This window comes from Leifsonia sp. 2TAF2 (genome assembly GCF_052115085.1).
In the GTDB taxonomy this organism is placed as follows: domain Bacteria; phylum Actinomycetota; class Actinomycetes; order Actinomycetales; family Microbacteriaceae; genus Leifsonia.
This window is the reverse complement of record NZ_JBFRFY010000001.1, coordinates 2005993-2031335: the sequence shown is the minus strand read 5'-3', so window position 1 is coordinate 2031335 and position 25343 is coordinate 2005993. Positions and strand designations below refer to the sequence as shown.

General features: G+C 70.0%; 17 protein-coding genes. 12 read left to right on the top strand and 5 right to left on the bottom strand.

All coding sequences use genetic code 11. The features are described from left to right. Positions 1-111 precede the first annotated feature (111 nt). From AB4Z18_RS09785 to AB4Z18_RS09775, 3 genes are all read left to right on the top strand, one after another. Positions 112-2001: a hypothetical protein gene (locus AB4Z18_RS09785; protein WP_441782488.1), complete on the top strand. Its 1890-nt coding sequence runs from the start codon at positions 112-114 to the stop codon at positions 1999-2001. 92 nt (positions 2002-2093) lie between these two features. Then, entirely contained in the window at positions 2094-3062 is a 969-nt protein-coding gene (locus AB4Z18_RS09780) for a tetratricopeptide repeat protein (protein ID WP_441782487.1), read from the top strand. 87 nt (positions 3063-3149) lie between these two features. After that, complete coding sequence (locus AB4Z18_RS09775) at positions 3150-3944, top strand: SDR family oxidoreductase (RefSeq protein WP_441782486.1); 795 nt, start codon at positions 3150-3152, stop codon at positions 3942-3944. 27 nt (positions 3945-3971) lie between these two features. Here the strand turns inward: AB4Z18_RS09775 and glgB are convergent, their stop codons facing one another. Then, a complete protein-coding gene (gene glgB / locus AB4Z18_RS09770) occupies positions 3972-6179 on the bottom strand; it encodes a 1,4-alpha-glucan branching protein GlgB (protein ID WP_441782485.1) in 2208 nt (735 codons plus the stop codon). Positions 6180-6210: 31 nt separating this feature from the next. Next, positions 6211-8193, bottom strand: coding sequence for an alpha-1,4-glucan--maltose-1-phosphate maltosyltransferase (locus AB4Z18_RS09765; protein ID WP_441783003.1), 1983 nt, complete (start codon positions 8191-8193; stop codon positions 6211-6213). Positions 8194-8412: 219 nt separating this feature from the next. Here AB4Z18_RS09765 and glgP point away from each other — a divergent pair, with 219 nt between their 5' ends. Then, positions 8413-10986: an alpha-glucan family phosphorylase gene (gene glgP / locus AB4Z18_RS09760; RefSeq protein ID WP_441782484.1), complete on the top strand. Its 2574-nt coding sequence runs from the start codon at positions 8413-8415 to the stop codon at positions 10984-10986. 114 nt (positions 10987-11100) lie between these two features. Here glgP and AB4Z18_RS09755 read toward each other — a convergent pair whose 3' ends face one another. The 3 genes from AB4Z18_RS09755 to glgX are packed head-to-tail and all read right to left on the bottom strand — an operon-like array spanning position 11101 to position 14263. After that, positions 11101-11658, bottom strand: coding sequence for a GNAT family N-acetyltransferase (locus AB4Z18_RS09755; protein ID WP_441782483.1), 558 nt, complete (start codon positions 11656-11658; stop codon positions 11101-11103). After that, positions 11655-12143, bottom strand: a complete 489-nt coding sequence (ybaK, locus tag AB4Z18_RS09750; protein ID WP_441782482.1) for a Cys-tRNA(Pro) deacylase — start codon at positions 12141-12143, stop codon at positions 11655-11657. Before ybaK ends, AB4Z18_RS09755 begins: the two co-directional genes overlap by 4 nt. Beyond that, on the bottom strand, positions 12143-14263 hold the full coding sequence (gene glgX / locus AB4Z18_RS09745) for a glycogen debranching protein GlgX (protein ID WP_441782481.1): 2121 nt from the start codon (positions 14261-14263) through the stop codon (positions 12143-12145). Before glgX ends, ybaK begins: the two co-directional genes overlap by 1 nt. A gap of 47 nt (positions 14264-14310) precedes the next feature. On the opposite strand from glgX, the gene AB4Z18_RS09740 reads away from it, so the two are divergent. From AB4Z18_RS09740 to gatC, 8 genes are all read left to right on the top strand, one after another. Continuing rightward, entirely contained in the window at positions 14311-15489 is a 1179-nt protein-coding gene (locus AB4Z18_RS09740; protein ID WP_441782480.1) for a cysteine desulfurase family protein, read from the top strand. Between the two features lie 46 nt (positions 15490-15535). Then, complete coding sequence (mnmA, locus tag AB4Z18_RS09735) at positions 15536-16636, top strand: tRNA 2-thiouridine(34) synthase MnmA (RefSeq protein ID WP_441782479.1); 1101 nt, start codon at positions 15536-15538, stop codon at positions 16634-16636. A 73-nt stretch (positions 16637-16709) separates the two neighbouring features. Beyond that, positions 16710-17351, top strand: a complete 642-nt coding sequence (locus AB4Z18_RS09730) for a hypothetical protein (protein WP_441782478.1) — start codon at positions 16710-16712, stop codon at positions 17349-17351. Between the two features lie 168 nt (positions 17352-17519). Further along, entirely contained in the window at positions 17520-19247 is a 1728-nt protein-coding gene (locus tag AB4Z18_RS09725; RefSeq protein WP_441782477.1) for a beta-propeller fold lactonase family protein, read from the top strand. 43 nt (positions 19248-19290) lie between these two features. After that, positions 19291-21546, top strand: coding sequence for an NAD-dependent DNA ligase LigA (ligA, locus tag AB4Z18_RS09720; protein WP_441782476.1), 2256 nt, complete (start codon positions 19291-19293; stop codon positions 21544-21546). A gap of 233 nt (positions 21547-21779) precedes the next feature. Then, positions 21780-23132 (top strand): alpha/beta hydrolase, encoded by a 1353-nt coding sequence (locus AB4Z18_RS09715; protein ID WP_441782475.1) that lies wholly within the window; start codon positions 21780-21782, stop codon positions 23130-23132. Positions 23133-23198: 66 nt separating this feature from the next. Then, positions 23199-24959, top strand: a complete 1761-nt coding sequence (locus AB4Z18_RS09710) for an alkaline phosphatase family protein (RefSeq protein ID WP_441782474.1) — start codon at positions 23199-23201, stop codon at positions 24957-24959. A 68-nt stretch (positions 24960-25027) separates the two neighbouring features. Continuing rightward, positions 25028-25339, top strand: coding sequence for an Asp-tRNA(Asn)/Glu-tRNA(Gln) amidotransferase subunit GatC (gene gatC / locus AB4Z18_RS09705; protein WP_441782473.1), 312 nt, complete (start codon positions 25028-25030; stop codon positions 25337-25339). Positions 25340-25343 lie beyond the last annotated feature (4 nt).

The window sequence follows — 25343 nt, the reverse complement described above, 5'->3', positions numbered from 1 at the left end:
CACTGGGGGGCTGTGCTGGCGTCCAGACAAGGGTTAGCTGCCTCTCAGGCATGTCCGGTATCGTCGTGTGACTGTGCCCGCCCCCGAACTTCGGCACATGAGGAGTCCTGTTTGCGTTTCGTACTCGCTATCGTCGCGTTCGTCGTCGCCGCGGTAATGATCGTGGCCGGAATCGCGCAGCGCACCGTCTTCGCTCCGCCCAGCCACATCGAGGCGGCGACCTCTGTCTCCGGCGACCCCCGTTACCTCGTGATCGACGGGTCTGTGCTCAACGCGCATCCCGGGCAGCAGACACTGAACGTGACGGGTGCGCCCGACCAGGCCAAGCAGGTCGTGGCTTACGGCCGTACAGCGGACATGAAGGCGTGGCTGGAAGATCAGAAGTACGTCGCGGTCGGTTACAAGAAGACCACCGGCGCGCTCACGACGAAGACCGTCACGCCGAAGCCCGCGAAGGGTTCGGACGATAAGGGCGGCGATGCGGGCAGCAGCACCGCGACACCCGCTCCCACGCCGGCTCCGACCGCCACGCCGTCTGCCGGGGCGTCGTCCTCCGGAACCGGTACGGCCGCCCAGGCCGCCGGCCCGAACCCCGCCGGATCCGACCTGTGGCTCGAGGAGTTCGACGGCGAGGCCGCACAGGTCACGCGCATGAACATCCCCGATGACGTCAGCGTGATCGTTGCCTCCGACGGCCAGAAGGCCGCTCCCTCCCAGGTCACCGTCACCTGGCCCGTCGACTCCAGCACGCCCTGGGCCTTCCCGCTGATCATCGGCGGCCTCATCCTGCTCGTCATCGGCATCGCCCTCTACCTGTGGGGCCTCTACACCCACCGCCGGTCGCGCGGACCCCGCCGCAAGAGCGGACCGAAGATGCCCAAGCTGCCCAAGGCCCCCAAGTACAAGCCCACCGCCATGATCGAGACCACCCCTCGCGGCCGCCGCTCCACCCGTGCCCGCGTCATGCTGCCCGCCGCGCTCATCGGCGCTCTCGCGCTCACCGGCTGCACCGCCGGGACGGATGCGGCGACGACGCCCACCAAGACGGCGACGCCCCTGACGACGGAGGCGCCGGACGCGAAGGACCAGCTGCCACCGGCGGTCACCGTGCCCCAGCTGGAGCGCATCGTCAAGCGCATCTCCGAGTCGGCGGCGCAGGCGGACGCCAAGGCGAGCGCCGACCTGGCGAAGGCCCGCTTCACCGGGCCCGCCCTGCAGCTCCGCCAGGCGAACTACGCCATCCGCGCCAAGAAGGCCGACGAGCCGGCGCTCCCGGCCATCCCCGCCAGTCCGATCGTGCTGTCGCTGCCGCAGGCGACCGACGCGTGGCCGCGTACCGTCGCCGCCGTCATCCAGACCCCGAAGGACGCGAAGGGCACCGCTCAGGCGCCGCTCGCCCTCACCCTGGTGCAGGCGACGCCGCGCGATAACTACCAGGTCGAGTACGCCGTGTCGCTCGAGCCGAAGGCCAAGGTGCCCAACCTGGCGCCGGCGAGCATCGGCTCCGCTGTGGTTCCGCCCGACTCCAAGCTGCTCGCGCTGCCGCCGGCGAAGGTCGCGGCCGCGTACGGCGACATCCTCATGAACGGCGACAAGAGCCAGTACGCGAGCCTGTTCAACGCCGAGGGCGACACTCTGCGCACGCAGGTCGGCGCCGAATGGAAGGCGAAGCAGAAGGCAGCGGTGCCGGCGACGGCGTCGCTGACCTTCACCGGTGCGCCCGGCGTCGGGACCGACGTCGCCATGGCGACGAACGACTCCGGTGCCATCGTCTGGACGGACCTGACGGAGACGCAGACGCTCAAGGTCGTCGAGGCGGGCGCGGAAGTGAGCGCCGGTGCGACCGCTGCGGCCCTCACCGGTGTTCCCTCGTCCAAGACCGGCATCGAGTCGACCTTCGGGTACCAGCTCGCCTTCTACGTGCCCCCGGCAGGGTCGGACGCCAAGATCACGCTGCTCGGGTTCGCCCAGGGCATGATCGGCGCCAAGCAGATCCCGTAGCAGGGGGGTCGCCGGAGCGCATCGGTGGCGGCGACCCGAGTATCCTTGTCTCTCGTGCTGGAACGCCCACGAAGCGCGCATCTGGAGGAACAATGAGCAACGTCCCGCCGTCCCCGACGAGCCTGCGCGGAGCCGTCGATCTGAGCTCCCTCGTCAACCGCTCCGCGCCCGCGGAGGGTGCGCCCGGTCAGCCCGCGCCGGCCGCAGGCTCGCTCACGCTGCCGAGCCTGTTCTTCGAGGGCACGGATGCGAACTTCAACGACTTCCTCGACCTGTCGATGCGGGTGCCCGTCGTCGTCGACCTCGGGAGCGAGCGGTCAGAGCAATGGAAGCAGTTCTCGCCGGTGCTCGACCGCGTCGTCGGCGGCTTCGGCGGTCGGCTGGTCCTCGTCAAGGTGGATGTCGACGCCAACCCGCAGCTGGCGCAGGCCTTCCAGGCGCAGTCCGTTCCTGCGGTCGCCGGTCTGCTGGCCGGTCGGCCCGTCCAGCTGTTCGTCGGAGCTCTTCCGGAGCCGCAGATCCAGGACGTGTTCGAGCAGCTGCTGCAGCTCGCGGCGCAGAACGGCGTGACGGATTCGGTGACCGTGGAGGGCGGGGATGCGCCCGAGGGCGCCGACGAGACCGCGGCGGAGCCCGTCCCCGAGCCGCTGCCGCCGCTCCACGCCGAGGCCTACGACGCGATCGAGCGCGGCGACTACGAGGGTGCCATCCGCGCCTACCGCACCGCTATCGCGCAGGACCCGCGCGACGCTATGGCCGCCGCGGGTCTGGCGCAGGTGAGCCTGCTCGCACGCCTCGCCGGCCGCAACGTGGACGAGCTCCGCACCGCCGCGGCCGAGGCCCCGAAGGACCACTCCGCCCAGCTCGCGGTCGCCGACCTCGACCTCTCCGGCGGCCACATCGACGACGCGTTCGACCGTCTCCTCACCCTGTTCCCGACGCTCGACGCGAGCGGCAAGGAGGAGGTCAGGACGCGCATCCTCGAGTATTTCGAGATCGTGGGTGTCGACGACCCGCGTGTGGTCAAGGCCCGGGCTAGGCTGGCGTCGCTGCTGTACTGAGCCCGTCCCCACCGGGCGACGGCATGCGCGGCGCTTCTGCCGCCCGCCTCATCGTCGAGCAGCCTCATGCTGAGGGAGTGATCGCACATGTCCCGTGTGCTCGTCGTCGGAGGCACCGGCCTGGCCGGACGCGCCGTGACAGCGGAGGCGGTCGAGCGCGGGCACGACGTCGTCGTGGCCGCCCGCCGCGTCCCGGATGACGATTCCGACCAGTACGTCACCGGTGCCACGTACGTCACCGCGGACATTGTGACCGGCGACGGTCTGGAGGAGGCCCTCGACGGTGTCGACGTGCTCGTCGACACGAGCAACGGCGTCGGCAAGCAGGCCGCGAACGTCTTCGCCACCGGAGCGCAGAATCTCGTGCACACGGCCGCGCGCTTCGGCGTCCGCCGTGCGGTGCTACTGTCCATCGTCGGCGCCGACCAGTCCGCCTACGCCTACTACCGCGCAAAAGCCGCGCAGGAGCGGGCCTATCTGGAGCCCGCCCTCGACACGCGCATCGTCCGCGCCACGCAGTTCCACGACTTCGTCACCGCCATCTTCGATCGCGGACGGCCGCTCGGCGCGCTGCTGTCGCCCACCGGGACGCGGTTCCAGCCCATCGCGGTGTCCGACGTCGCCCGCGTGCTCGTCGACGTGGTCGAGGACGAATCCGGGGAGCCCGACCGCGTCATCCACGTCGGGGGTCCTCGCGTGGAGTCGGCCCGATCGCTGGCCGAGCAGCACAAGCGGGCCAGCGGGAGCCGCCGGTTCATCCTGCCGATCCGCCTGGGAGGCGCTCTCGGCTCGACGTGGCGCGCCGGACGCAACCTGGTGCCGGAGCACGCCGTGGACGGCGTCGGCTATGGCACCTGGCTGGAGTCCGGCGCGCGCGCCTAGCTCAGCGCGCGGCTCAGCGACCGCGGCTCAGCGCCGCGGCTTGAGCCAGAGCGCACCGAGCGGCGGCAGGGTCAGCACGGCGGAGGCCGGGCGTCCCATCCACGGCTCGTCAACAGCCGTGACAGCGCCCAGGTTGCCGACGCCAGAGCCGCCGTACGCTTCGGCGTCCGTGTTCAGCAGCTCCTCCCACTCGCCGGCGAACGGCAGGCCGACGCGGTAGTCGCTGTGCGGCGTCCCCGAGAAGTTGAGCAGCACCGCGATCGGGTCGCCCTGCCGGTCCTTGCGGAGGAAGGCGAGGACGTTGCCCTGCGCGTCGGACCCGTCGAGCCACTCGAATCCGGCCGGCTCGTTGTCCAGCGCCCACAGCTGCGGGTTGGCGCGGTAGACGGCGTTCAACTGGGCCACCAGGTTCCAGAGGCCCTGATGCGCCGGCTGGTCGAGGATCCACCAGTCGAGCCCGCGCTCCTCGCTCCACTCGGACGGCTGCCCGAACTCCTGCCCCATGAACAGCAGCTGCTTGCCGGGATGCGACCACATGAAGGCGAGGAAGGCGCGGACGTTCGCCAGCTGCTGCCAGTGGTCGCCCGGCATCTTGGTGAGCAGGGAGCCCTTGCCGTGCACGACCTCGTCGTGGCTGATCGGCAGCAGGAAGTTCTCGCTCCAGGCGTACACGAACGAGAACGTGATCTCGCTGTGGTGGTAGCTGCGGTACATCGGGTCCTCGTGGATGTACTGCAGGGCGTCGTGCATCCACCCCATGTTCCACTTCAGGCCGAAGCCGAGACCGCCGGACGACGTGGGCGCGGTGACGCCGGTGTAGCTCGTCGACTCCTCGGCGATCATCACGGTGCCGGGGTTGCGCTTGTACGCGGTCGCGGTGACCTCCTGGAGGAAGCCGATCGCCTCCAGGTTCTCGCGGCCGCCGTGGATGTTGGGCTCCCACTCGCCGTCCTTGCGCGAGTAGTCGAGGTACAGCATGGACGCGACGGCGTCGACGCGGAGACCGTCGATGTGGAACTCCTCCAGCCAGAACAGCGCGTTCGCGACGAGGAAGTTGCGCACCTGCGAATTGCCGTAGTCGAAGATGTAGGTGCCCCAGTCCTTGTGCTCGCCGCGGCGCGGGTCGGCGTGCTCGTAAAGGGGCTGCCCGTCGAACCGGGCGAGGGCCCAGTCGTCCTTCGGGAAGTGTCCGGGCACCCAGTCGAGGATGACGCCGATGCCCGCCTGGTGCAGCCGGTCGATGAGGTACTTGAGGTCGTCGGGGGAGCCGAAGCGGCTGGTCGCGGCGTAGTAGCCGGTCACCTGGTAGCCCCAGGAGCCGCCGAAGGGATGCTCGGCGAGCGGCAGGAACTCGACGTGCGTATAGCCGAGCGCACCGACGTAGTCGATCAGCTCGTCGGCCGCCTCCCGGTAGCCGAGCCCGGGGCGCCAGGAGGCGAAGTGGAGCTCGTAGACGCTCATCGGGCCCGCGTGCGGGTCGTGCTCGGCTCGGCTGCGCATCCATTCGCCGTCGTTCCACTCATGACGGCTCACTGTGACGCGTGAGGCCGTCGCGGGCGGGATCTCGGCCGCCTGGGCGAGCGGGTCGATCTTGCGGACCCAGCGGCCGTCCTGCGCGAGCAGGTCGTACTTGTAGATCTCGCCCTCGGTCAGGCCCGGGACGAACAGCTCCCAGACACCGGATGCGCCCATGTTGCGCATCGAGTGCAAGGTGCCGTCCCACCCGTTGAAGTCGCCGACGACCCGGACGGCGCGCGCGTGCGGCGCCCAGACGGTGAAGGCGGTTCCGACGACGCCGCCGAGGTCGCGGACGTGCGCACCGAGCGCGGTCCACAGCGTCTCGTGGCGGCCTTCCGCGATCAGGTGCAGGTCGAGCTGGCCGATCGTCGGGAGGAAGCGGTACGGGTCGTCGCTGGTCCAGGTGCTGCCGTCCTGGTAGCGCGCCTCGATCAGGTAGGCGCCGGGACCGACGATGTCGACGCCCTGCCAGACGCCGTGCCCGATGTGGCCCAGCTCGATGTGCGCGCCGTTGGAGAGGACCGCGAACACGGCCTCGGCGAGCGGGCGCAGCGCACGGATGACGGTCACCGGGTCGGCGACGCCGGGGGCCGAGATCTGGTGCTGGCCGAGGATGGAGTGGGGGTCGTGGTAGCTACCGGTGGCGATGGTGGCGAGCACCGTGTCATCCACGGCGGGCAGATCGACGGCGGCGGCACCTTCGGGGATGGGGGACATGGTTCTACTCCTCAGGTTTGTCGGTCGGCGGTCAGAGCGGGCGGACGGACAGGATGTGCACGGGCTCCGTGAACGCGTCGAGGCGCACGTAGTCGTCCGAGCCCCACGTCCAGCGCTGCCCGGTCACACGGTCCTTCACCTCGAACTGCGAGCCGTACGGGATGCCGAGCGCGGCCACATCCAGGTGGACGGTGGTCTCACGCACCGAGTGCGGGTCGACGTTCGCCACCACGATGACCGCGTCCGACTTGCCCGTGCGGGTGAAACGCCCGTCGAGGTACTTCGAGTACACGAGGATGCTGTCGTCGTCGCTGCTGTGGAGCGTCAGGTTCCGCAGCTGGCGCAGCGCCGGGTGCTCGCTGCGCGCCCGGTTGAGCATCGTCAGGTAGCCGGCGAGCGAGTGCCCCTGCGACTGCGCTTTGGCGTAGTCCCGCGGCCGGAACTCGTACTTCTCGTTGTCGATGTACTCCTCGGCGCCCGCGCGGGCGACGTTCTCGAACAGCTCGTACCCGGAGTACACGCCCCAGGTCGGAGCCGCCGTCGCTGCGATGGCGGCGCGGATCTTGAACGCCGCCGGCCCGCCGAACTGGAGGTACTCGGTGAGGATGTCGGGCGTGTTCACGAACAGATTGGGCCGCAGGTAGTCGGCGGTCTCGTGCGCGAGGGAGTCGAGGAACTCTTCCAGCTCCTCCTTCGTGTTGCGCCAGGTGAAGTACGTGTACGACTGCTGGAAGCCCGCCTTCGCGAGCGTTCGCAGGAGCGCAGGGCGGGTGAACGCCTCTGCGAGGAACACCACATCCGGGTCGGTCTCGTTGACCGTGTGGATGAGCCACTCCCAGAAGTGCAACGGCTTCGTGTGCGGATTGTCGACGCGGAAGATGCGGACGCCCAGCGACATCCAGTGCCGGACGATCCGCAGCACCTCCTGCCGCAGCCCCTCGTAGTCGTTGTCGAAGTTGATGGGGTAGATGTCCTGGTACTTCTTCGGCGGGTTCTCCGCGTACGCGATGGTGCCGTCGGGAAGGGTCGTGAACCACTCCGGGTGCTCCGTTACCCAGGGGTGATCCGGGGATGCCTGCAGTGCCAGGTCGAGGGCGACCTCGAGGCCCGCCTGCTTGGCCTTGCCGAGGAAGAAGGTGAAGTCCTTCTCGGTGCCGAGGTCCGGGTGGATGGCGTCGTGCCCGCCCTCCGGACCGCCGATCGCCCATGGCGACCCCGGGTCGTTCTCGCCGGCGTCCAGGGTGTTGTTCGGCCCCTTGCGGAAGGTACGGCCGATCGGGTGGATCGGCGGCAGGTAGACGACGTCGAAGCCCATCGCGGCGACCTCCGGCAGCCGCTTGGCGGCCGTGCGGAAGGTGCCGGACTGCCAGGAGCCGTCCGCGAGTTTCTTCGCGCCCTCGGACCGGGGGAAGAACTCGTACCAGCTGCCGACCCCGGCGCGCGTCCGCTCCACCTGGATGGCGCGCGTCGCAGAGAGTGTCGGGAGGCTGACCACGGGCCGCTCGGTGAGGACCTGCTGGATGCGCTCGTCGATCGAGGCGGCGAACCGCTCATCCACTGGCCTCTTGGTGTCCGCCACGACCTTCGCCGCCTCGGAGAGGTGCCGGCGCTCGGCCGTACTGCGACGCTTGTCCTTCGAGGCCCGGAGAAGCAGTTCGCGGCCCATCTCCAGCATCAGGTCGACGTCGATTCCGGCGGGGACCTTCACCTCGGCGTTGTGCCGCCAGGTCGCATACTCGTCGGCGTAGGCCTGGACCCGGTAACGCCAGAGGCCGGTCTGCTCGAGCTGCACCTCCACCTCCCACCGGTCGGTGCCGGGAGTGAGCGGGCGCATGTGGTGCTCGGTCTGCACACCGGCAGGGTCGAGCAGGATGAGGTCGACGCCGATCTTGTCGTGCCCTTCCCGGAACGCCGTCGCGCGGAACGGGATGACCTCGCCGCTGAACGCGGTCGCGGCCCAGAGCCCCTCATCCACTTGGGGGGAGAGCTCGAGAATCGGGATGCGCCCGAGCAGAGGCTCGTACGGTCCCGTCTGTGCTGGTCCCGTCTGGGCAGGCGCCGTTACGGGCGCCGTATTGCTCTTCGTTCCTCCGGCGGAGCCGCTCCGGGCGGGAGGCTTCACCGTGGCCGCCTCTGTCGCGGCGGCTGCTGACCTGGTCGCTGCGTTCTTCACCACGTCCCGACCGTACACTCATTAACCTGCTCGTCACGGGGCTCGTTTAGTGTGGACCGAGTGAAGGCCATCCGTAGATTCACCGTCCGAGCAGTCCTCCCCGACAACCTCGCCGCATTGGAGGAGATCGCCGGCAACCTCCGCTGGTCCTGGCATGAGCCCACCAAGGAGCTCTTCGCCCGTATCTCGCCAGAATTGTGGCAGCAGGTGAAACACGATCCGATCGCCCTGTTGGGCGCCGTCGAGCCCGCGCGGCTGGCGGAACTCGCCGCCGACCAGGGCTACGTCGAGTGGGCGAACCACATCCGCGACGACCTGCGTGCGTACCTCAGCGAGCCCCGCTGGTACCAGTCCCTCGACGGGGAGGCGCCGCGCACGATCGCGTACTTCTCGCCCGAGTTCGGCATCGCGGCGACCCTCCCGCAGTACTCCGGCGGTCTCGGCATCCTCGCCGGGGACCACCTCAAAGCGGCGAGCGACCTGGGCGTCCCGCTCGTCGCCGCCGGCCTCTTCTACCGCTCCGGCTACTTCTCGCAGGCGATCACGCCCGACGGCTGGCAGCTGGAGAGCTACCCCGTCCTCGACCCGGACGGGCTGCCGCTGAGCGTGCTCCGCGATCCCGACGGGTCGCCGCTGCAGATCTCGCTGGCGCTCCCGGACGGCGTACTGCACGCCCGGGTCTGGCAGGCCGCTGTGGGCCGTGTGACGCTGCTCCTGCTCGACACCGACATCCCGAACAACGAGGAGCGCCTGCGCTCCGTCACCGACCGCCTCTACGGCGGCGGCGGCGAGCACCGCCTGCTGCAGGAGCTGCTGCTCGGCATCGGCGGCGTCCGCGCGGTCAAGGCGTGGATCGAGCTGACCGGAGCCCCGGAGGCGGAGGTGTTCCACACCAACGAGGGGCACGCCGGCTTCCTCGGCCTCGAGCGCATCTCCGACCTGATCGGCGAGGGGCTCAGCTTCGACGAGGCGCTGCAGGTGGTGCGTGCAGGAACCGTCTTCACCACGCATACCCCGGTGCCCGCCGGTATCGACCGGTTCGATCGGCCGCTGGTCCAGCGCTACTTCTCCACGTCGCTCCTTCCCGGTGTCACCGCCGACCAGGTGCTGCCGCTCGGCGCAGAGGACTACCCGGGCGGCTCGCCGGACGTCTTCAACATGGCGGTCATGGGCCTCCGGCTCGGGCAGCACGCGAACGGCGTCTCGCAGTTGCACGGCGACGTCTCCCGGCACATGTTCAACGGCCTCTACCCGGGATTCGACCCGCAGGAGGTGCCGATCGACTCCGTCACGAACGGCGTCCACGCGCCGACCTGGACCGATCCCATGCTGCGCGCCCTCGCCCTGGAGCGGTTCGGCACCGACGACACCACGCACGCCGACTGGGGAAACTCCTCAGCGGTCGGCGACGCGGACCTGTGGGACGTCCGCAACCGGATGCGCGAGCAGCTCGTGCACGACGCCCGCCGGCGCCTAGCGGCCGCATGGGAGGAACAGAACCCGGGAGGGATCGCGCCGCCCTGGATGGACGACCTGCTCGACCCGGGCGTCCTCACCATCGGCTTCGCCCGGCGCGTGCCGACCTACAAGCGACTGACGCTGATGCTGCACGACCCCGACCGTCTGCGCCGCATCCTGCTGCACGCGGAGCGCCCGGTGCAGTTCGTCATCGCGGGCAAGTCGCATCCCGCCGACGACGAGGGCAAGCGGCTCATCCAGAAGCTCGTGCAGTTCGCTTCGGAGGCCGACATCCGGCGACGGATGGTGTTCCTGCCCGACTACGACATCGGGATGGCGCAGCTGCTGTACCCGGGCACCGACGTGTGGCTGAACAACCCGCTGCGGCCGCTGGAGGCGTGCGGCACCTCCGGCATGAAGGCGGCCCTGAACGGCGGCCTCAACCTGTCCATCCTCGACGGATGGTGGAACGAGTTCTATGACGGCGAGAACGGCTGGGCGATCCCGTCCGCCGACGCCGCCGGTGACGGCGCCGAACGCGACGCCCTCGAAGCCGAGGCGATGTACGACCTGATCGAGCACCAGATCGCCCCGCGCTTCTACGACCGCGACGGCGACAACGTGCCCGGAGCCTGGGTCGAGCGCATCCGGCACACGCTCGCCACGCTGTCCTCCCCGCTGTCGGCCGAGCGCATGGTCCGGGAGTACGTCGAGCGCCTGTACCTGCCGGCGGCCGCCTCCGAGAACCGGCTGAGCGCGGACGACTACGCCGCCGCTCGTGGCCTCGCCACATGGAAGCAGCGCGTGAAAGCCGCCTGGCCTGGCGTCGCGGTGACGCACGTCGACGCCGGCGGGGTGGACGACGTCCCGCAGGTCGGCGACGAGCTGCACGTGCGGGCACTGGTCCAGCTGAACGGGCTCTCGCCGCAGGATGTGGAGGTGCAGGTCGTGTACGGCCGCAGCCCCGAGGGCGACGAGCTCACCGACGTGCACCGTCAGGCGCTCACCGTCGACTCGGGCGTCCCGGGCGGCCACGACGCGTCGGTCGCGCACGAGTTCGTCGGCACGGTCCGTCTCGCCTGGGCGGGCTCGTTCGGCTACACCGTCCGCGTGGTCCCGATCAACGACCTCCTGCTCACCCCCGCGGAGCTGGGTCTGGTCACCACCGCCTCCTGACCCCGACCCCTTCCGCCCGAAGCCAACAGCTCCTGAGTTTTTCGGCCCGCCACCGGCGTGTCGCCCGGAGAAACTGAGGAACTGTTGGCTGGGCGGGGTGGGTGGGGATGGGGGTTAGCGAATCATGCGGACGGCGAGGATGGTGGCGTCGCCGGCGGGATGCGTCGTGGTCGCGCCGTCGCGGGTGAAGCCGTTGCGACGGTAGAACGCCTCGGCGCGCCCGTTGCCGTCCATGACCCACAGGTACGCGGGAGCCGAGCCGATCGCGCAGTCCAACAGTCGCTGCCCGGCGCCCGAACCGTAGACGCGTGCGAGGACGTAGAGGCCCTCCAGCTCGCGGTCTCGTGGTGCGTCGTCGTCGCGCCCGGAGCCGGCTGTCGCCCAGCCGACGATCTCGCCGCCGCCCTCCGCCACGAACACGTCCGTCTCGCCTTGTTCGACGATGTGCCTCCAGCCGGCGGCGCGCCGCTCCACGTCGAGTGACGCCAGGAAGGCTGCGGGCATCCGCCCGGCGTAGGCCTCGCGCCAAGCTGCGACGTGAACCGCCGCGATGCCGTGCGCGTCAGCGGCTGTCGCGCGCCTCACCGTGATCGGACTCACCTCATCCACGCGTCGCGACACGCCGTCGTCGCGGCCGTGATCCGGTGCGTTCCACCCCCGCGGCACAGTCATTTGGCGATGGGGGCGAAGGTCGCGCCCGTGGCGGTGAGGAGATCGGCGGGGGAGAGTTCGATGTCGAAGCCGCGCTTGCCCCCGGAGACGAAGACGGTGTCGAACAGTTGCGCGGTCTCATCGACCACGGTGACGTGCCGCGTCTTCTGGCCGATCGGGCTGATCCCGCCGACCACGTAACCGGTGCGACGCTCCGCGACGGCGGGGTCGGCCATCGTCGCGCGTTTGGCGCCGACGGCCGCGGCGAGCGCCTTGAGGTCGAGCATCCCCGTCACCGGGACGACACCCACGACCAGCCCGAGGTCGGTGTCGGCGAGCAGCGTCTTGAGGACGCGGTCGGGTTCGACGCCGAGGGCTTCCGCCGCCTCCAGGCCGTACGACGGCGCCGACGGGTCGTGCTCGTAGGGGTGCGTCGTGAACGGGATGCCGGCGGTCGTCAGAGCGACCGTCGCGGGGGTGCCCGCAGCGGCTTTCCTGTTCGCCATCAGCCGTGCGTCTCCTGCCCCGCTTCTGTCGGCGCCGCCTGCTCCACGCGAGGCCCGTTCGCTCGGTACAGCTGCATCGACGTGCCGCCGATGAGCCGCTGGGTGCCCGGGGCGAACTCCGTCGCATCCTCCGGGATGGGCACCTCGGTCGCCGAGTCCCACAGCAGCTGGTACGAGGTGACGCCGGGCGCGACGGGGAGGGACACCTCCACATCGTCCTCGACGCCGTGCACGACCAGCAGGATGCGGTTGAACTCCTCCTTGTCGGGAGTCGAGGCCGCCAGGTACTGCAGCGTCCGGTTCTCGGGCGAGTTCCAGTCCTCGTCGTCCATCCGCTGGCCGGTGGCGTCGTACCAGTCCATGTGGCTGGCGTTCGGCGTGGTCTGGCCGTCGACGGCGTACCTGCTGGGGCGGAGGGCCGGGTTCTCCCGTCGCAGCTGGAGGAGGCGCTTGGTCGTGTCGTAGAGCTCCCGCTGCTCGCGCGAGCGCAGCCAGTTGAGCCAGGTGAGCTCGCTGTCGTGGCAGTAGGCGTTGTTGTTGCCGCGCTGGCTGCGGCCGTACTCGTCACCGGCGGTGATCATCGGGACGCCGGCCGAGAGCAGCAGTGTGCCCATCAGGTTCCGGATGGCCTTGGCGCGCGTCATCAGCACGGCCTCATCCACTGTCGGCCCCTCGACACCGTGGTTGAAGGACCGGTTGTTGTCCGTGCCGTCGCGGTTGTTCTCGCCGTTGCCGAGGTTGTGCTTGACGTCGTAGGCGGTGAGGTCGGCCATGGTGAAGCCGTCGTGGGCGGTGACGAAGTTCACGGAGGCGAGCGGACCGCGCTCGGGGGAGAAGGTGTTGGAGGATCCGGCGAGCCGGGTGGCGAAGCCGCCGATGCCGACCGGTGCTTGCCCGTTGCGGCGGGCGTCGGCGATGTCGGCCAGCCAGAAGTTGCGGACGCGGTCGCGGTAGCGGTCGTTCCACTCCGACCAGCCGCCGTGCCCGTCCACCGGCCCGGGGAAGTTGCCCGTCTGCCAGCCGCCGAGGCCCACATCCCACGGCTCGGCGATCAGCTTGACGCCCTGCAGAGCCGGATCGGCCTGAGCGGCCAGCAGGAGGGGGTGGTCACGGTGGAACGAGGCATCCGCCCCACGGCCCAGGGTCGCGGCCAGGTCGAACCGGAACCCGTCGATCTGCATCTCGTTGGCCCAGTAGCGCAGCGAGTCGAGCACGAGGCGTTGCGGGACGGGGTTGCCGAAGTCGACGGTGTTGCCGCATCCCGTCACGTCGATGTACGCGCCGGTCTCGTCGTGGCGGTAGTAGGTGGCGTTGTCGATCCCGCGGAAGCTGCTGCGCGGGCCACCGATGCCCTCCTCGGCGGTGTGGTTGTAGACCACGTCGAGGATGACCTCGATGCCGGCCAGGTGGAGCAGCTTGACCATGCCCTTGAACTCCGCCAGCACCGCCTGCGGCCCGGCCGCCTGCGCCGCGCGGGAGGCGTACGGCGTGTGCGGGCTGAAGAAGTTGAGGGTGTTGTAGCCCCAGTAGTTGGTGAGCCCCTCCTGCAGCAGACGCTGCTCGGAGACGAATGCCTGCACCGGGAGCAGTTCGACGGCGGTGACGCCCAAGTCTTTCAGGTACCCGATCGTCGACTCGTGGGCGAGCCCGGCATAGCTGCCGCGCAACTCCTCCGGCACAGCGGGATTCTGGTGGCTGATGCCCCGGACGTGCGCCTCGTAGATCACGGTGTGATCGAGCGGGGTGTTCGGCTTGGCCGCCTCGCCCCAGTCGAAGCCGTCGGAGACGACGACCGAGCGCCAGCCGTCGCTGGCCACGCGCACCAGGCCCCGTGCGTATGGGTCGAGCAGCAGCGCCTCCGGGTCGAACATGTTGCCGGGAGCAGTCGGGCCGGAGGCACGCACCGAGTAGCGGGTGCCGACGCTGAGGGACCGCGAGCGGCCCACCCAGACACCGTTCGCATCCCGCGTCATCGGCACGGTCTTCACCAGCCAGTTGGGGTCGTGCTCGTCGAACAGGCACAGCTCCATGGCGTCCGCATTCGCGGAGGAGACCCTCAGCTCGCCCGCCTGCGGCCCGATGCGTACACCCAGGTTGCGCAGGGGATCGGTCGAGGTCATGCGATCTAGAGTAGTGACACACGCCTGGACACAGCTCGGAGGGCACCGTGCCGGTCTACCTCGACCACGCCGCCACCACGCCGATGCGCCCGGAGGCGATCGCCGCCTACACCGAGGCCATGGGCGTCGTCGGCAACCCCTCCAGCATCCACAGCCAGGGGCAGCAGGCCCGGCGGATGCTGGAGGAGGCCCGCGAGACGGTGGCCGCCACGCTGGGCGCCGACCCCATCGAGGTCGTCTTCACGTCGGGCGGGACCGAGGCCATCAATCTGGCCATCAAGGGGATGTTCTGGGCACGGAACGCCGGAGCGCGCCGACCGCGCATCCTGGTCCCGGGCGGAGAGCACCACGCCACGATGGACACGGTCGAGTGGCTGGAGCGGGCGGAAGGGGCCAAGGCGTCGTGGCTGCCGCTCGACGCCGAGGGACGCATCGGCGTGCCGGACGCGCTCGCGGGCGAAGACGTGGCGCTGCTCACCTTCCTCGCGGTGAACAACGAGGTCGGGACCATCCAGCCGGTGCGGGCGCTCGCCGAGGCGGCGCACGCCGTCGGGGTCCCGGTGCATGTGGATGCCGTTGCGGCGTACGGGCATCTGCCGATCGATTTCGCTGGGCTCGGGGTGGATGCGCTCAGCGTCTCCGCGCACAAGATCGGCGGACCGGTCGGCATCGGCGCGCTCGTGCTGAGTCGTGCCTCCACCGTGGTGCCGCTCATCCACGGCGGTGGGCAGCAGCGGCAGGTGCGGAGCGGGACACAGGACGTGGCGGCGGCCGTCTCGTTCGCGACCGCCGCGCGGCTGGCGGAGGCGGAGCGCGAGGCGGAGTCCGCGCGGCTCTCCGCGCTGCGGGACCGGCTGATCCGGGGTGTCCGCGAGGCTGTCCCCGCGGCGGTGCTGAGCGGGCCGGAGCCGGAGTCGGGGGAGCGTGTCGCGTCGAACGCGCACTTCACCTTCCCGGGAGCGCAGGGCGACTCCTTGCTGTTCCTGCTCGACATGGCGGGCGTGTCGGTCTCGACGGGATCGGCCTGCCAGGCCGGCATCCCGGAGCCGTCGCACGTGCTGCTGGCGATGGGACGCGGCGAGCAGGATGCGCGGGGCGCTCTACGGTTCACGCTCGGCCGCACCTCCACCGAGTCCGACGTGGATGCGCTGCTCGCGGCGCTGCCCGCGGCGTACGCGCAGGCGGAGCGGGCGGGCCTCGCGGAGCGGGCGCCCCGGCTCGGCTGAGCGGGATCGGGGCGGCCGCGTGGGCCGGCGCGGGTAGAATCGCCGGGTGAAAGTACTTGCGGCGATGAGTGGCGGTGTCGATTCCGCCGTGGCGGCGGCGCGCGCCGTCGAAGCGGGGCACGACGTGGTGGGTGTGCATCTGGCGCTCTCGCGCATGCCCGGGACGCTCCGGACGGGCAGCCGCGGCTGCTGCACGATCGAGGACTCGATGGATGCGCAGCGCGCGGCGAACATCATCGGCATCCCCTACTACGTGTGGGACTTCTCGGAACGCTTCAAGCTGGATGTGGTGGACGACTTCATCGCCGAGTACAGCGCCGGGCGCACCCCCAACCCGTGCATGCGCTGCAACGAGCGGATCAAGTTCGCCGCCCTGCTGGAGAAGGCGCTCGACCTCGGCTTCGACGCCGTCTGTACGGGTCACTATGCGGCCATCGTCACGGACGCTGAGGGCAACCGTGAGTTGCACCGGGCCAGTGCGTGGGCCAAGGACCAGTCGTACGTCCTCGGCGTACTGACGACCGAACAGCTGGCCCACGCCATGTTCCCGCTCGGCGCGACCCCGTCGAAGGCGGAGGTGCGCGCGGAGGCCGCCGCTCGCGGGCTGAGCGTCGCAAACAAGCCGGACTCTCACGACATCTGCTTCATCCCGGACGGCGACACCCGCGGCTGGCTCGCCGAGCGAGTGGGAACCGCGACGGGCGACATCGTCGACCGTGACGGCAACCGTCTCGGCACGCACGAGGGCGCGCACGCGTACACCGTCGGACAGCGCAAGGGGCTCAACGTCGGCTATCCCTCGCCGGACGGCCGCCCGCGGTTCGTCCTGGAAGTGCGACCGAAGGAGAACACGGTCGTCGTCGGCCCTCGGGAGGCGCTCGACATCGCCGAGATCGCGGGCTCGCGGTTCACCTGGGCGGGCCTGCCGCCGGAGGATCCGGCGACGCCCTTCGCGTGCGAGGTGCAGATCCGCGCCCACGCCGACCCCGTGCCCGCGGTGGCGTCGGTGACCGGCGGTGAGCTGGTCGTGCGTCCCGACGTGCCGCTCAACGGCGTCGCGCCGGGACAGACCGCGGTCGTGTACGTCGGAACCCGCGTGCTCGGGCAGACCACGATCGACCGGACCGTCTCCGCCGTTCCGGCCTGAGTGCTTCCCCGACCTGACATCCCGGCCTGAGTCCGCCGGTGCGGCAAAGCGCCGGAAGCTCTATGCTCCGGGCATGACCGCAGAGCGAGCGATCCGCCTCCGGCGCGAGGCCTGGGGGTTCGCGATCGGCTCGCTGTTCTTCGTCGTGGGTGCTGTGCCCTTCTTCCAGCGTGCGGTCGGGGACGTCATCACGAACCTGACGTTCTTCGTCGGCGCGCTGTTCTTCACGGCTGCCGCCTTCATCCAACTGGCGCTCAGCGGTCGGCACCCGCCTCGTCGCGGCGCGGATCGCGCCGAGCTCTACGACTGGTGGGCGGCCGCCGTGCAGTTCGCCGGAACCCTTCTCTTCAACGTCAGCACCACGGTGGCGTTGATCTCTGCAGCCGATACCGACGCGCCGGTCGGGGACGGCTGGCGCCCGGACGCCCTCGGCTCGGTCTGCTTCCTCGTGGCGAGCGGGCTCGCCGTGCGGGCGACCGTCGACCGGGAGCGGCTCTGGGATCCGCGTGCGCGTACCTGGCACGGCGCGTGGCTGAACCTGGTCGGCTCGGTCCTGTTCGGCGTATCGGCGATCGGCGCGTACACGCTTCCGGCCAGCGGCGACCTGGTCAGCCTGTTCTGGGCCAATCTCGGCACGCTGCTCGGCGCCGCGTGCTTCTTCGTGGCGGCGGTGCTCAGCCGGCGGTCGGTGCCGGTGAGGGTGCGCACCGCGTGAGCGCTGGCGATTCCTCCGTGCGACTGCCAGTATTCGAGTAAGCGCCGTCCGGTTGGTCTCACGGACTCGACGGTCCGCTTTCCGTCGAGTGGTTGAGACGGGAGAGGACGCTCGTCCTCTCCCCGGGGAGGACGAGCGATGCGCTCACGAAGTGTCGGGGCTACCGCTATGCACAGGCGTCTACGCCTCGGGTCGGTGGCTGTGGTGGTGGGCGTGGCTCTGGCGTTCGCCGCGCCGGCGATGGCGACAGCGGACACGGTGGTCGCCACCGTGCCGGTCGGTTCGACAGCTTCAGCCTCATCCGCGACGGTACTTTCGCCGGACGGCAGCCGGCTTTACGTCTCCGACTCTGCTGGGCTGGTCTCGATGGTCGACACGGCAACGAACACCGTCGTCGGCAGCGTGCCGGTAGCGAGTGCTCTCGGGTTGGCTGTCTCTCCCGACGGGTCACGGCTCTACGTGGCATCCTCGAGCACCAACACACTCGCCGTGGTCGATACGGCAACTCTTACTGTTCTGACCTCTGTGCCCGTCGGCTCTGCACCGTTCGGCGTCGCGGTGTCCCCGAACGGGTCGCGGGTATACGTCACGAACGTGAACGGGGCAATCACCTCCACCACCTCTGTGATCGATACGGCGACCAACACGGTGGTGGCGACGATCAGTGCTGCGATCGGCCCCCGGTCGATCATCGCGTCTCCCGACGGCTCGCGGCTCTATCTCGCGCACGTCGCCCCGGCCAGTCATGACATCTCGGTGGTGGACACAGTCACGAACGCCGTGATCGCCACCATCCCGATGGGCGTCTTCGCGAACGCGGTGACCGGATTCGCCATCTCCTCCGATGGTCACACCCTGTACGCCGCCAGCACCAACGCCGACACCGTCCGGGTGATCGACACGGCGACGAACACGATCACGGCGACGCTCGACGCCGGTGCCGGCGACGGCGCCTACGGGTTGGCACTCACGCCGGACGGCACCCGCCTGTACGTGACCAACGCCCTCGCGAACACCGTCTCCGTGTTCGACACGGCCACCAACGCGATCGTCTCCACCCTGGCGGTGGGGAGCACGCCGCGCACCATCCGCATCTCGCCTGACGGTGCGTTCGCTTACGTGGCGAACACGGCTTCGGACACGGTGTCGGTCATCGCCATCGACACCTTCCCGGCCATAACGACCGTGACAGTGCCGGGCGGCACCATCGACGCGGCCTATTCGACCCCCATCGCCGTGACGGGCACTCCCACGCCTACGCTCTCTGTCACCGCCGGGAGCCTCCCGCCCGGCGTGACGCTGAGCGGTACGACACTGACGGGCACCCCCACCGCCACCGGGACGTACACCTTCACGATCACCGCCAGCAGCAGCGTCAGCGGCATCCCTGCAACCGCGGACCAGACCTACACCCTCGTCGTCGCAGCGGTGGCAGCAGACGCACCGATCGGGCTGACCGCGACGTACGCCAGCGCCACGGCCGCGCTGACGTGGGCCGCCCCGGCTTTCGATGGGGGAGAAGCGATCACCGGGTACCGGATCGAGCGCAGTACCGACGGGTCGCCGTTCGCCACGCTGGTCGGCGACACCGCAACCACCGCCGTGACTTACGCCGACGCCACCGTCGCCGCCGGTCACACTTACGCGTACCGCGTGTCCGCCCTCACCGCTGTCGGCGCGAGCGTGCCCTCGAACATCGCGAGCGTCACGGTTCCAGCGGCCAGCACCCCCGCTGGCCCGGCATCGCCGACGCCTGCCGCCACCTCGCCGGTCGCCGCGCGCCGAGGGCTGGCAGACACGGGAAGCGACTCCACGACCCCGCTGCTTGTGGGACTCGGTCTCCTCGTCGCGGGCGCGGCGACGGTTCTCGTACGCAGGCCGGCCCGCCAGTCTTAGCCGTCGCAACTCGGACGTCAGGGGTCGCGAATAAGCTGGGTGCGTGGCGATCGAGACGACGACCGACGACCAGCTCGCTGATGCGCGGAGTGAGGCGCAGCAGCTGACCACGCGCATCCTGGAGCTGCGCGACGCGTACTACGAGCGCGATACCGTGCTCGTCAGCGACGAGGAGTACGACCGCATGATGCGGCGGCTGGAGGAGCTCGAGCGGCTCTACCCGGAACTCCAGTCGCAGGACAGCCCGACGCAGACCGTCGGCGGGCGAGCGCAGACGACCCTTTTCGCGCCGGTGGAGCACGCCGAGCGGATGCTCAGCCTCGACAACGTGTTCTCGATCGAGGAGTTCGAGGCGTGGGCCACCCGTGTCGAGCGCGACGCGGGCCGGCGGGTCGACTACCTGTGCGAGCTCAAGATCGACGGTCTCGCGATCAACCTGCGCTACGAGAAGGGCGTACTGGTCTCCGCTGCGACCCGCGGCGACGGCGTCGTGGGGGAGGACGTGACGGAGAACATCCGCTGGATCCCCGCCATCCCGACCCGGCTCGCCACCGATCAGCCGCCGGCGCTCGTCGAGGTGCGCGGCGAAGTGTTCTTCCCGGTCACCGAGTTCGAGGAGCTCAACGCTCACCAGCAGGATGCGGGCGAGCGCGTCTTCGCCAACGCCCGCAACGCCGCGAGCGGCTCGCTTCGGCAGAAGGCCGAGGGCAAGAACCCGGCGCAGCTGGAGCTGATGCGCAACCGGCTCCGCCGCCTCCACATGCTCGTGCACGGCATCGGCGCCTGGCACAACCCGCCCGTGGATGCGCAGTCGAAGGTCTATGACCTGCTGAAAGAGTGGGGCCTGCCGACCTCCACCCACTACCGCGTCGTCGACGACGTCAAGAAGGTCGACGAGTTCATCGAGTACTACGGCGCCCACCGCGGCGCGGTCGAGCATGAGATCGACGGCATCGTCATCAAGGTGGATGAGCTCGCCCTGCACGACGAACTGGGGGCGACGAGCCGCGCGCCCCGCTGGGCCATCGCCTACAAGTACCCGCCCGAGCAGGTGAACACGAAGCTGCTCGACATCGTCGTCAGCGTCGGCCGCACCGGGCGCGCGACGCCGTTCGCCGTCATGGAGAAGGTGCGCGTCGCCGGTTCCGAGGTGCGCCAGGCGACCCTGCACAACCAGGAGGTCGTGAAGGCGAAGGGCGTGCTCATCGGCGACACCGTGGTCCTGCGGAAAGCCGGGGATGTGATCCCCGAGGTGCTGGGGCCTGTGGTCGAGCTGCGCGACGGCACCGAGCGCGAGTTCGTGATGCCCGAGAACTGCCCCGAGTGCGGCACCCGGCTGGCCCCCGCCAAGGAGGGCGACATCGACCTCCGCTGCCCGAACGCGGAGTTCTGCCCGGCGCAGGTGCGCGGGCGCGTGGAGCACATCGGTTCCCGCGGGGCACTCGACATCGAGGCTCTTGGTGAAGTCGCCGCTGCGGCGCTCACCCAGCCGCGGTTCCCCGAGGCGCCGCCGCTGCCGACCGAGGCCGGACTCTTCGGACTGCAGCTGGCCGACCTGTTCCCGATCGAGGTCGTGGTGCGGGATTCCGAGACCGGACTGCCCAAACTGACCGACGCCGGCGAAGAGAAGGTAGACACTCCGTTCCGCCGTCGGCGCCAGAAGAAGGACGGCCCGTTCGACCCCGCCGCGGACTTCGACGGCGACGAGCTGTACGTCCCATCGAAGAACGCGATCGAGCTGCTCACCAACTTGGGGGTGGCGCGCGAGAAGCCCTTGTGGCGCATCCTCGTCGCCTTGAACATCCGCCACGTCGGCCCGGTTGCTGCACGCGCCCTCGCCAACCACTTCGGTTCGCTGGATGCCATCCGCTCCGCCTCTCGCGACGAGTTGGCCGCGGTGGATGGTGTCGGCGGCATCATCGCAGACGCTGTCCTCGCCTGGTTCGACATCGACTGGCACCGCGAGATCGTTGAGCGGTGGGCGGCGGATGGCGTCCAGTTCGCGACTCCGGGGCACCCTGGTCCCGGCAAAGCGGACGAGGCCGGGGGAGTGCTCGCCGGGCTCACGGTGGTCGCGACGGGATCGCTGGAGGGGTACACGAGGGAAGGCGCACAGGAGGCGATCATCGCCGCGGGCGGTAAGTCGGCGTCCAGCGTCTCCAAGAGGACCGACTTCGTGGCGGCGGGCCCCGGTGCGGGCTCGAAACTCGCGAAGGCGGAAGAGCTGGGCCTCCGCATCCTCGATGCGGCGCAGTTCAAGGTTCTGGTCGAAGAGGGGCCCGCAGCGCTCGATTTGTAACGTTTTGGTCCTCCTTACCGCGGACAGGATGCGAATTCTCCCCCTGAATCGGGGGTAGAACGGCTTGCCGTCGGCCACCCATTCATGGGTAGAGTCGAGGAGTGCGCTCCCCCGGGCGCACTTTTGCAAGGGCTTAGCTCGCTCACTCTCGGAGGGACCCGGACGGAGTGCTGGTCGGCTTTGCAGCTGTTGTCACCGTAACCTCGGTAGTCTCCGGACTCACCGGGGCTTTCGTGCTGCCTGCCGACGTGGCGTCCGCGGCGGCCGAGACGGCATCCGTCACTTCGGTGCAGACGGGGTACACGCACGCCTCCGCCGAGGCGGGGTACACCCTGGCGCCCGCATCGGTCTCGCCGGCATCCATCCCGGCTGCATCCGGCTCACTGTCGGCGGGTCGTGGCGCAGCCGTCTCCGGCCCGGTCTCGGACGTGCCCGCCGGCGCCGCGGGGCGCTCGGCGTCGGCCGCCCTCCTTGGTGCGGTCGCTGCCCTCAACACATCGGCGCTGCCGTCGTTCCTGGATGCCAACCGCGCCAAGCTCGACGCCCTGCTGGTGAACCCGCCGACCGCCCGCGATGTCAGCCGCCTGTGGAACCTGATAGATCCGGACAAGCAGGCGACGCTCATCCGGGCCGCGCCGCACGTCGTCGGCAACCTCGAGGGCGTGCCGTACGACGTGCGCGGCCGCGCCAACTCGCTCGACCTCAAGCGCACGATCGCAACGGTCACGAAGACTCTCAAGTCGCAGCACGGCCGTGCCGAGCGCGTCGCCCTGCAGCGCCAGCTTGTGACGCTCGGCAACGTCCTGAAGGCCCTGTCGAAGCACGACGGGGTGAAGCGCACGCTGGTCGCCCTGGATCCTGCCGCCGACGCGAAAGCCTCGATCGTCGTCGGCGACCTGCGCACCGCGACCTACGTCAGTGTCCTCGTGCCGGGTATGTACATGTCGGTCGGCGAGCAGATCGAGTCGTGGGCGAAGGTCGCGCAGGAACAGTACGACCTGCAGACCGGGTATCTGCGCCGCATCCTCGGCACCCGCGGAGGGACCGGCGCTCCCGGCGTCGCCGTGGTCGCCTGGATCGGCTACCAGACGCCCGTGCTGACCAACATCGGCGGCACGGCGCTGGCGACGCAGGGCGCCGACGGCCTGGAGCGCACCTTGGAGGGTATCCGCAGCCTCCGCACAGCGAACCAGCCCTACCTGAGCGTGTTCGCCCACTCGTACGGCTCCACCGCCGCCCTGATGGCACTTCAACGCCACACGGTGACGGTGGACGCTTTGGCGCTGATGGGCTCGCCGGGAAGCGAAGCGCAGTCGGTCGCCGGGCTGTCGGTCACGGGCGGCAACGTCTTCGTCGGGGAGGCCGCGCTCGACCCGATCGTGAACAGCGCGTTCTTCGGCAGCGACCCCGGCTCGCCCGGGTACGGCGCGAAGCCGATGGGCGTCGGCGGCGCCGTCGACCCGATCACGCACGCCACCCTCACCGGTTCGTCCGGCCACAACGAGTACTTCACGGCGGGAACCGAGTGCATGCGCAACCTCGCGATGATCGGCATCGACCGCGGCGAGCTCGTCATCGGCCACTGAGGGGCAGTTCTCCACAACCAGGGGATCTGGCCGGGCTTCGTCGGGGGTGACGCCCATAATGAGGGGATGCGACCTGCCGACGAGCTTCCTCCCGAGCGACAGGCTGGCGCGAGCCGCCGCGCGTTCCTGAAGGGTGCGGGACTCGTCGCCGCCGGTGCGGTCGCGGGAGGAGCGGCCGGAGGCGCTGCGGGCGCAGCTCTCGGCGCATCCGCCGGGCAGGCCTCGGTGACGGCGGATGAATCAGGCGAGGAGTACCCGCCCCTGCCCCCGAGGAGCGGCGGTCCGGGCTTCGACCACCTGGTCGTGCTGATGTACGAGAACCGCTCCTTCGACAACCTCCTCGGCCATCTGTACGACGAGCAGAACCTCCCGCGGGGCGCGCGATTCGAGGGGCTGGCGTTCGGCGAGTACAGCAACCCGGATCCGGCCGGCGGCCCGGACATCCCGGCACACGTCTATGAGGGAACGACCGACTTCGTCATGCGCCAGCCCTCGCCCGATCCCGGCGAGGTCTACCCGCACGTCAACACACAGTTGTACGAGGTCGTCGATCCACCCGCGAACGCCGACGCCCGGCTCCGCGAGATGCTTCCGCCGTACAACGCGCCCGCGCCGGGCGCCAAGCCGACGATGCGCGGGTTCGTGCGCGACTACATCGGCGTGCTGCGCAAGGACACCGGCCGTGAACCTGTTGTCGACGACTACCGCCGGGTCATGGGCGGCTTCACGCCCGACATGCTCCCGGTGTTCTCCACGCTCGCGCGGCAGTTCGCGGTCTACGACGACTGGCATTCCGCCGTCCCGTCGCAGACCTTCTGTAACCGCTCCTTCTTTCATGCCTCCACCTCGCACGGCTACGTCGACAACGGCGGAGCGGAGGGGCTGCGGAAGTGGTTCGATCCGAAGAACGACGCGCCGACCATCTTCAACCGGCTGGAGGAGGCGGGCCGCAGCTGGCGCGTCTATTTCGACGACCGCCAGCTCATCTCGCTGACCGGCTTCATCCACGCGCCGGCTCTGCAGCCGTTCTGGAAGACGCACTTCCGCACGATGTCGCAGTTCTATGTGGATGTGGCCGAGGGCACCCTGCCCGACTACGCCTTTGTCGAGCCGCGCCTGCTCTACGACCACAACGACATGCACCCGCCGGGCGGTCCAATGACGGAGGAGGATATCGCGGGCGACGTCGTCGTCGGCGGCGCGATCTCCGACGTGCGCGCCGGCGACCTCCTGCTGCACCGGGTCTACTCCGCGATCCGCTCCGCCCGCAGCGCCCGCGGCTCGAACGCGCTCAACACCATGCTGCTCGTGACCTTCGACGAGCACGGCGGGACCTACGACCACGTGCCGCCGGGCCCGGCCACGCCGCCCGACGACAGCGGGCCGGGGGAGAACGGGTTCGGGTTCGACCGCCTCGGCGTCCGCGTGCCCGCCATCGCGATCTCCGCCTACACGGAGCGCAACACGATCATCCATGACGAGATGCACCACGCCGCAGTCATTGCGACGCTGTGCAAGAAGTTCCGGATGAAGCACCTGACCGAGCGCGATCGCGGTGCGCGCACCATCGACAATGCGATCAACCGGACGAGCCCGCGCCAGCCAGGGACGTGGCCGGACACGCACCCGCAGTACCTTCCGGCCAACCCGGAGGCGGACGCGCCCGCCCCCGAGGACGAGGACCGCCCGCTCAGCCCGCCCGGCGTCGGACTCGTCGGACTGCTGATGGCCCGCTACGGCGCTCCGGGCGCGAAGGTTCCGCGCACCTACAAGGAGGCCTATCAAGCGGTCACCGGTCTGGGGCGCGGGCTGTTCGGGTCGCCCTAGAATCGAAGTGGCGCCGCTCGCGTTCCGAGCGCGGCCACCCCACCACCGAATCCCACGGAGACGCACCCTTGTCTGAATCAAGCGCAGGCGACATCAGCGCGGAGCAGGTCGCACACCTGGCGAACCTCGCCCGGATCGACCTCAGCCCGGAAGAACTCGAGAGCCTCACGAAGGAGCTCGGCCAGATCGTCGAGTCCGTCGCGAAGGTGCAGGAGGTCGCGGGGCCCGATGTGCCCGCGACGAGCCACCCGCTGCCGCTCACCAACGTGTTCCGGGCGGACGAGGTCCGTCCGTCGCTGACAGTCGAGCAGGCGCTCTCCGGCGCCCCGGCGCGCGAGGGCGACCGCTTCAAGGTGGCCACCATCCTGGACGAGGAGTAAGCGC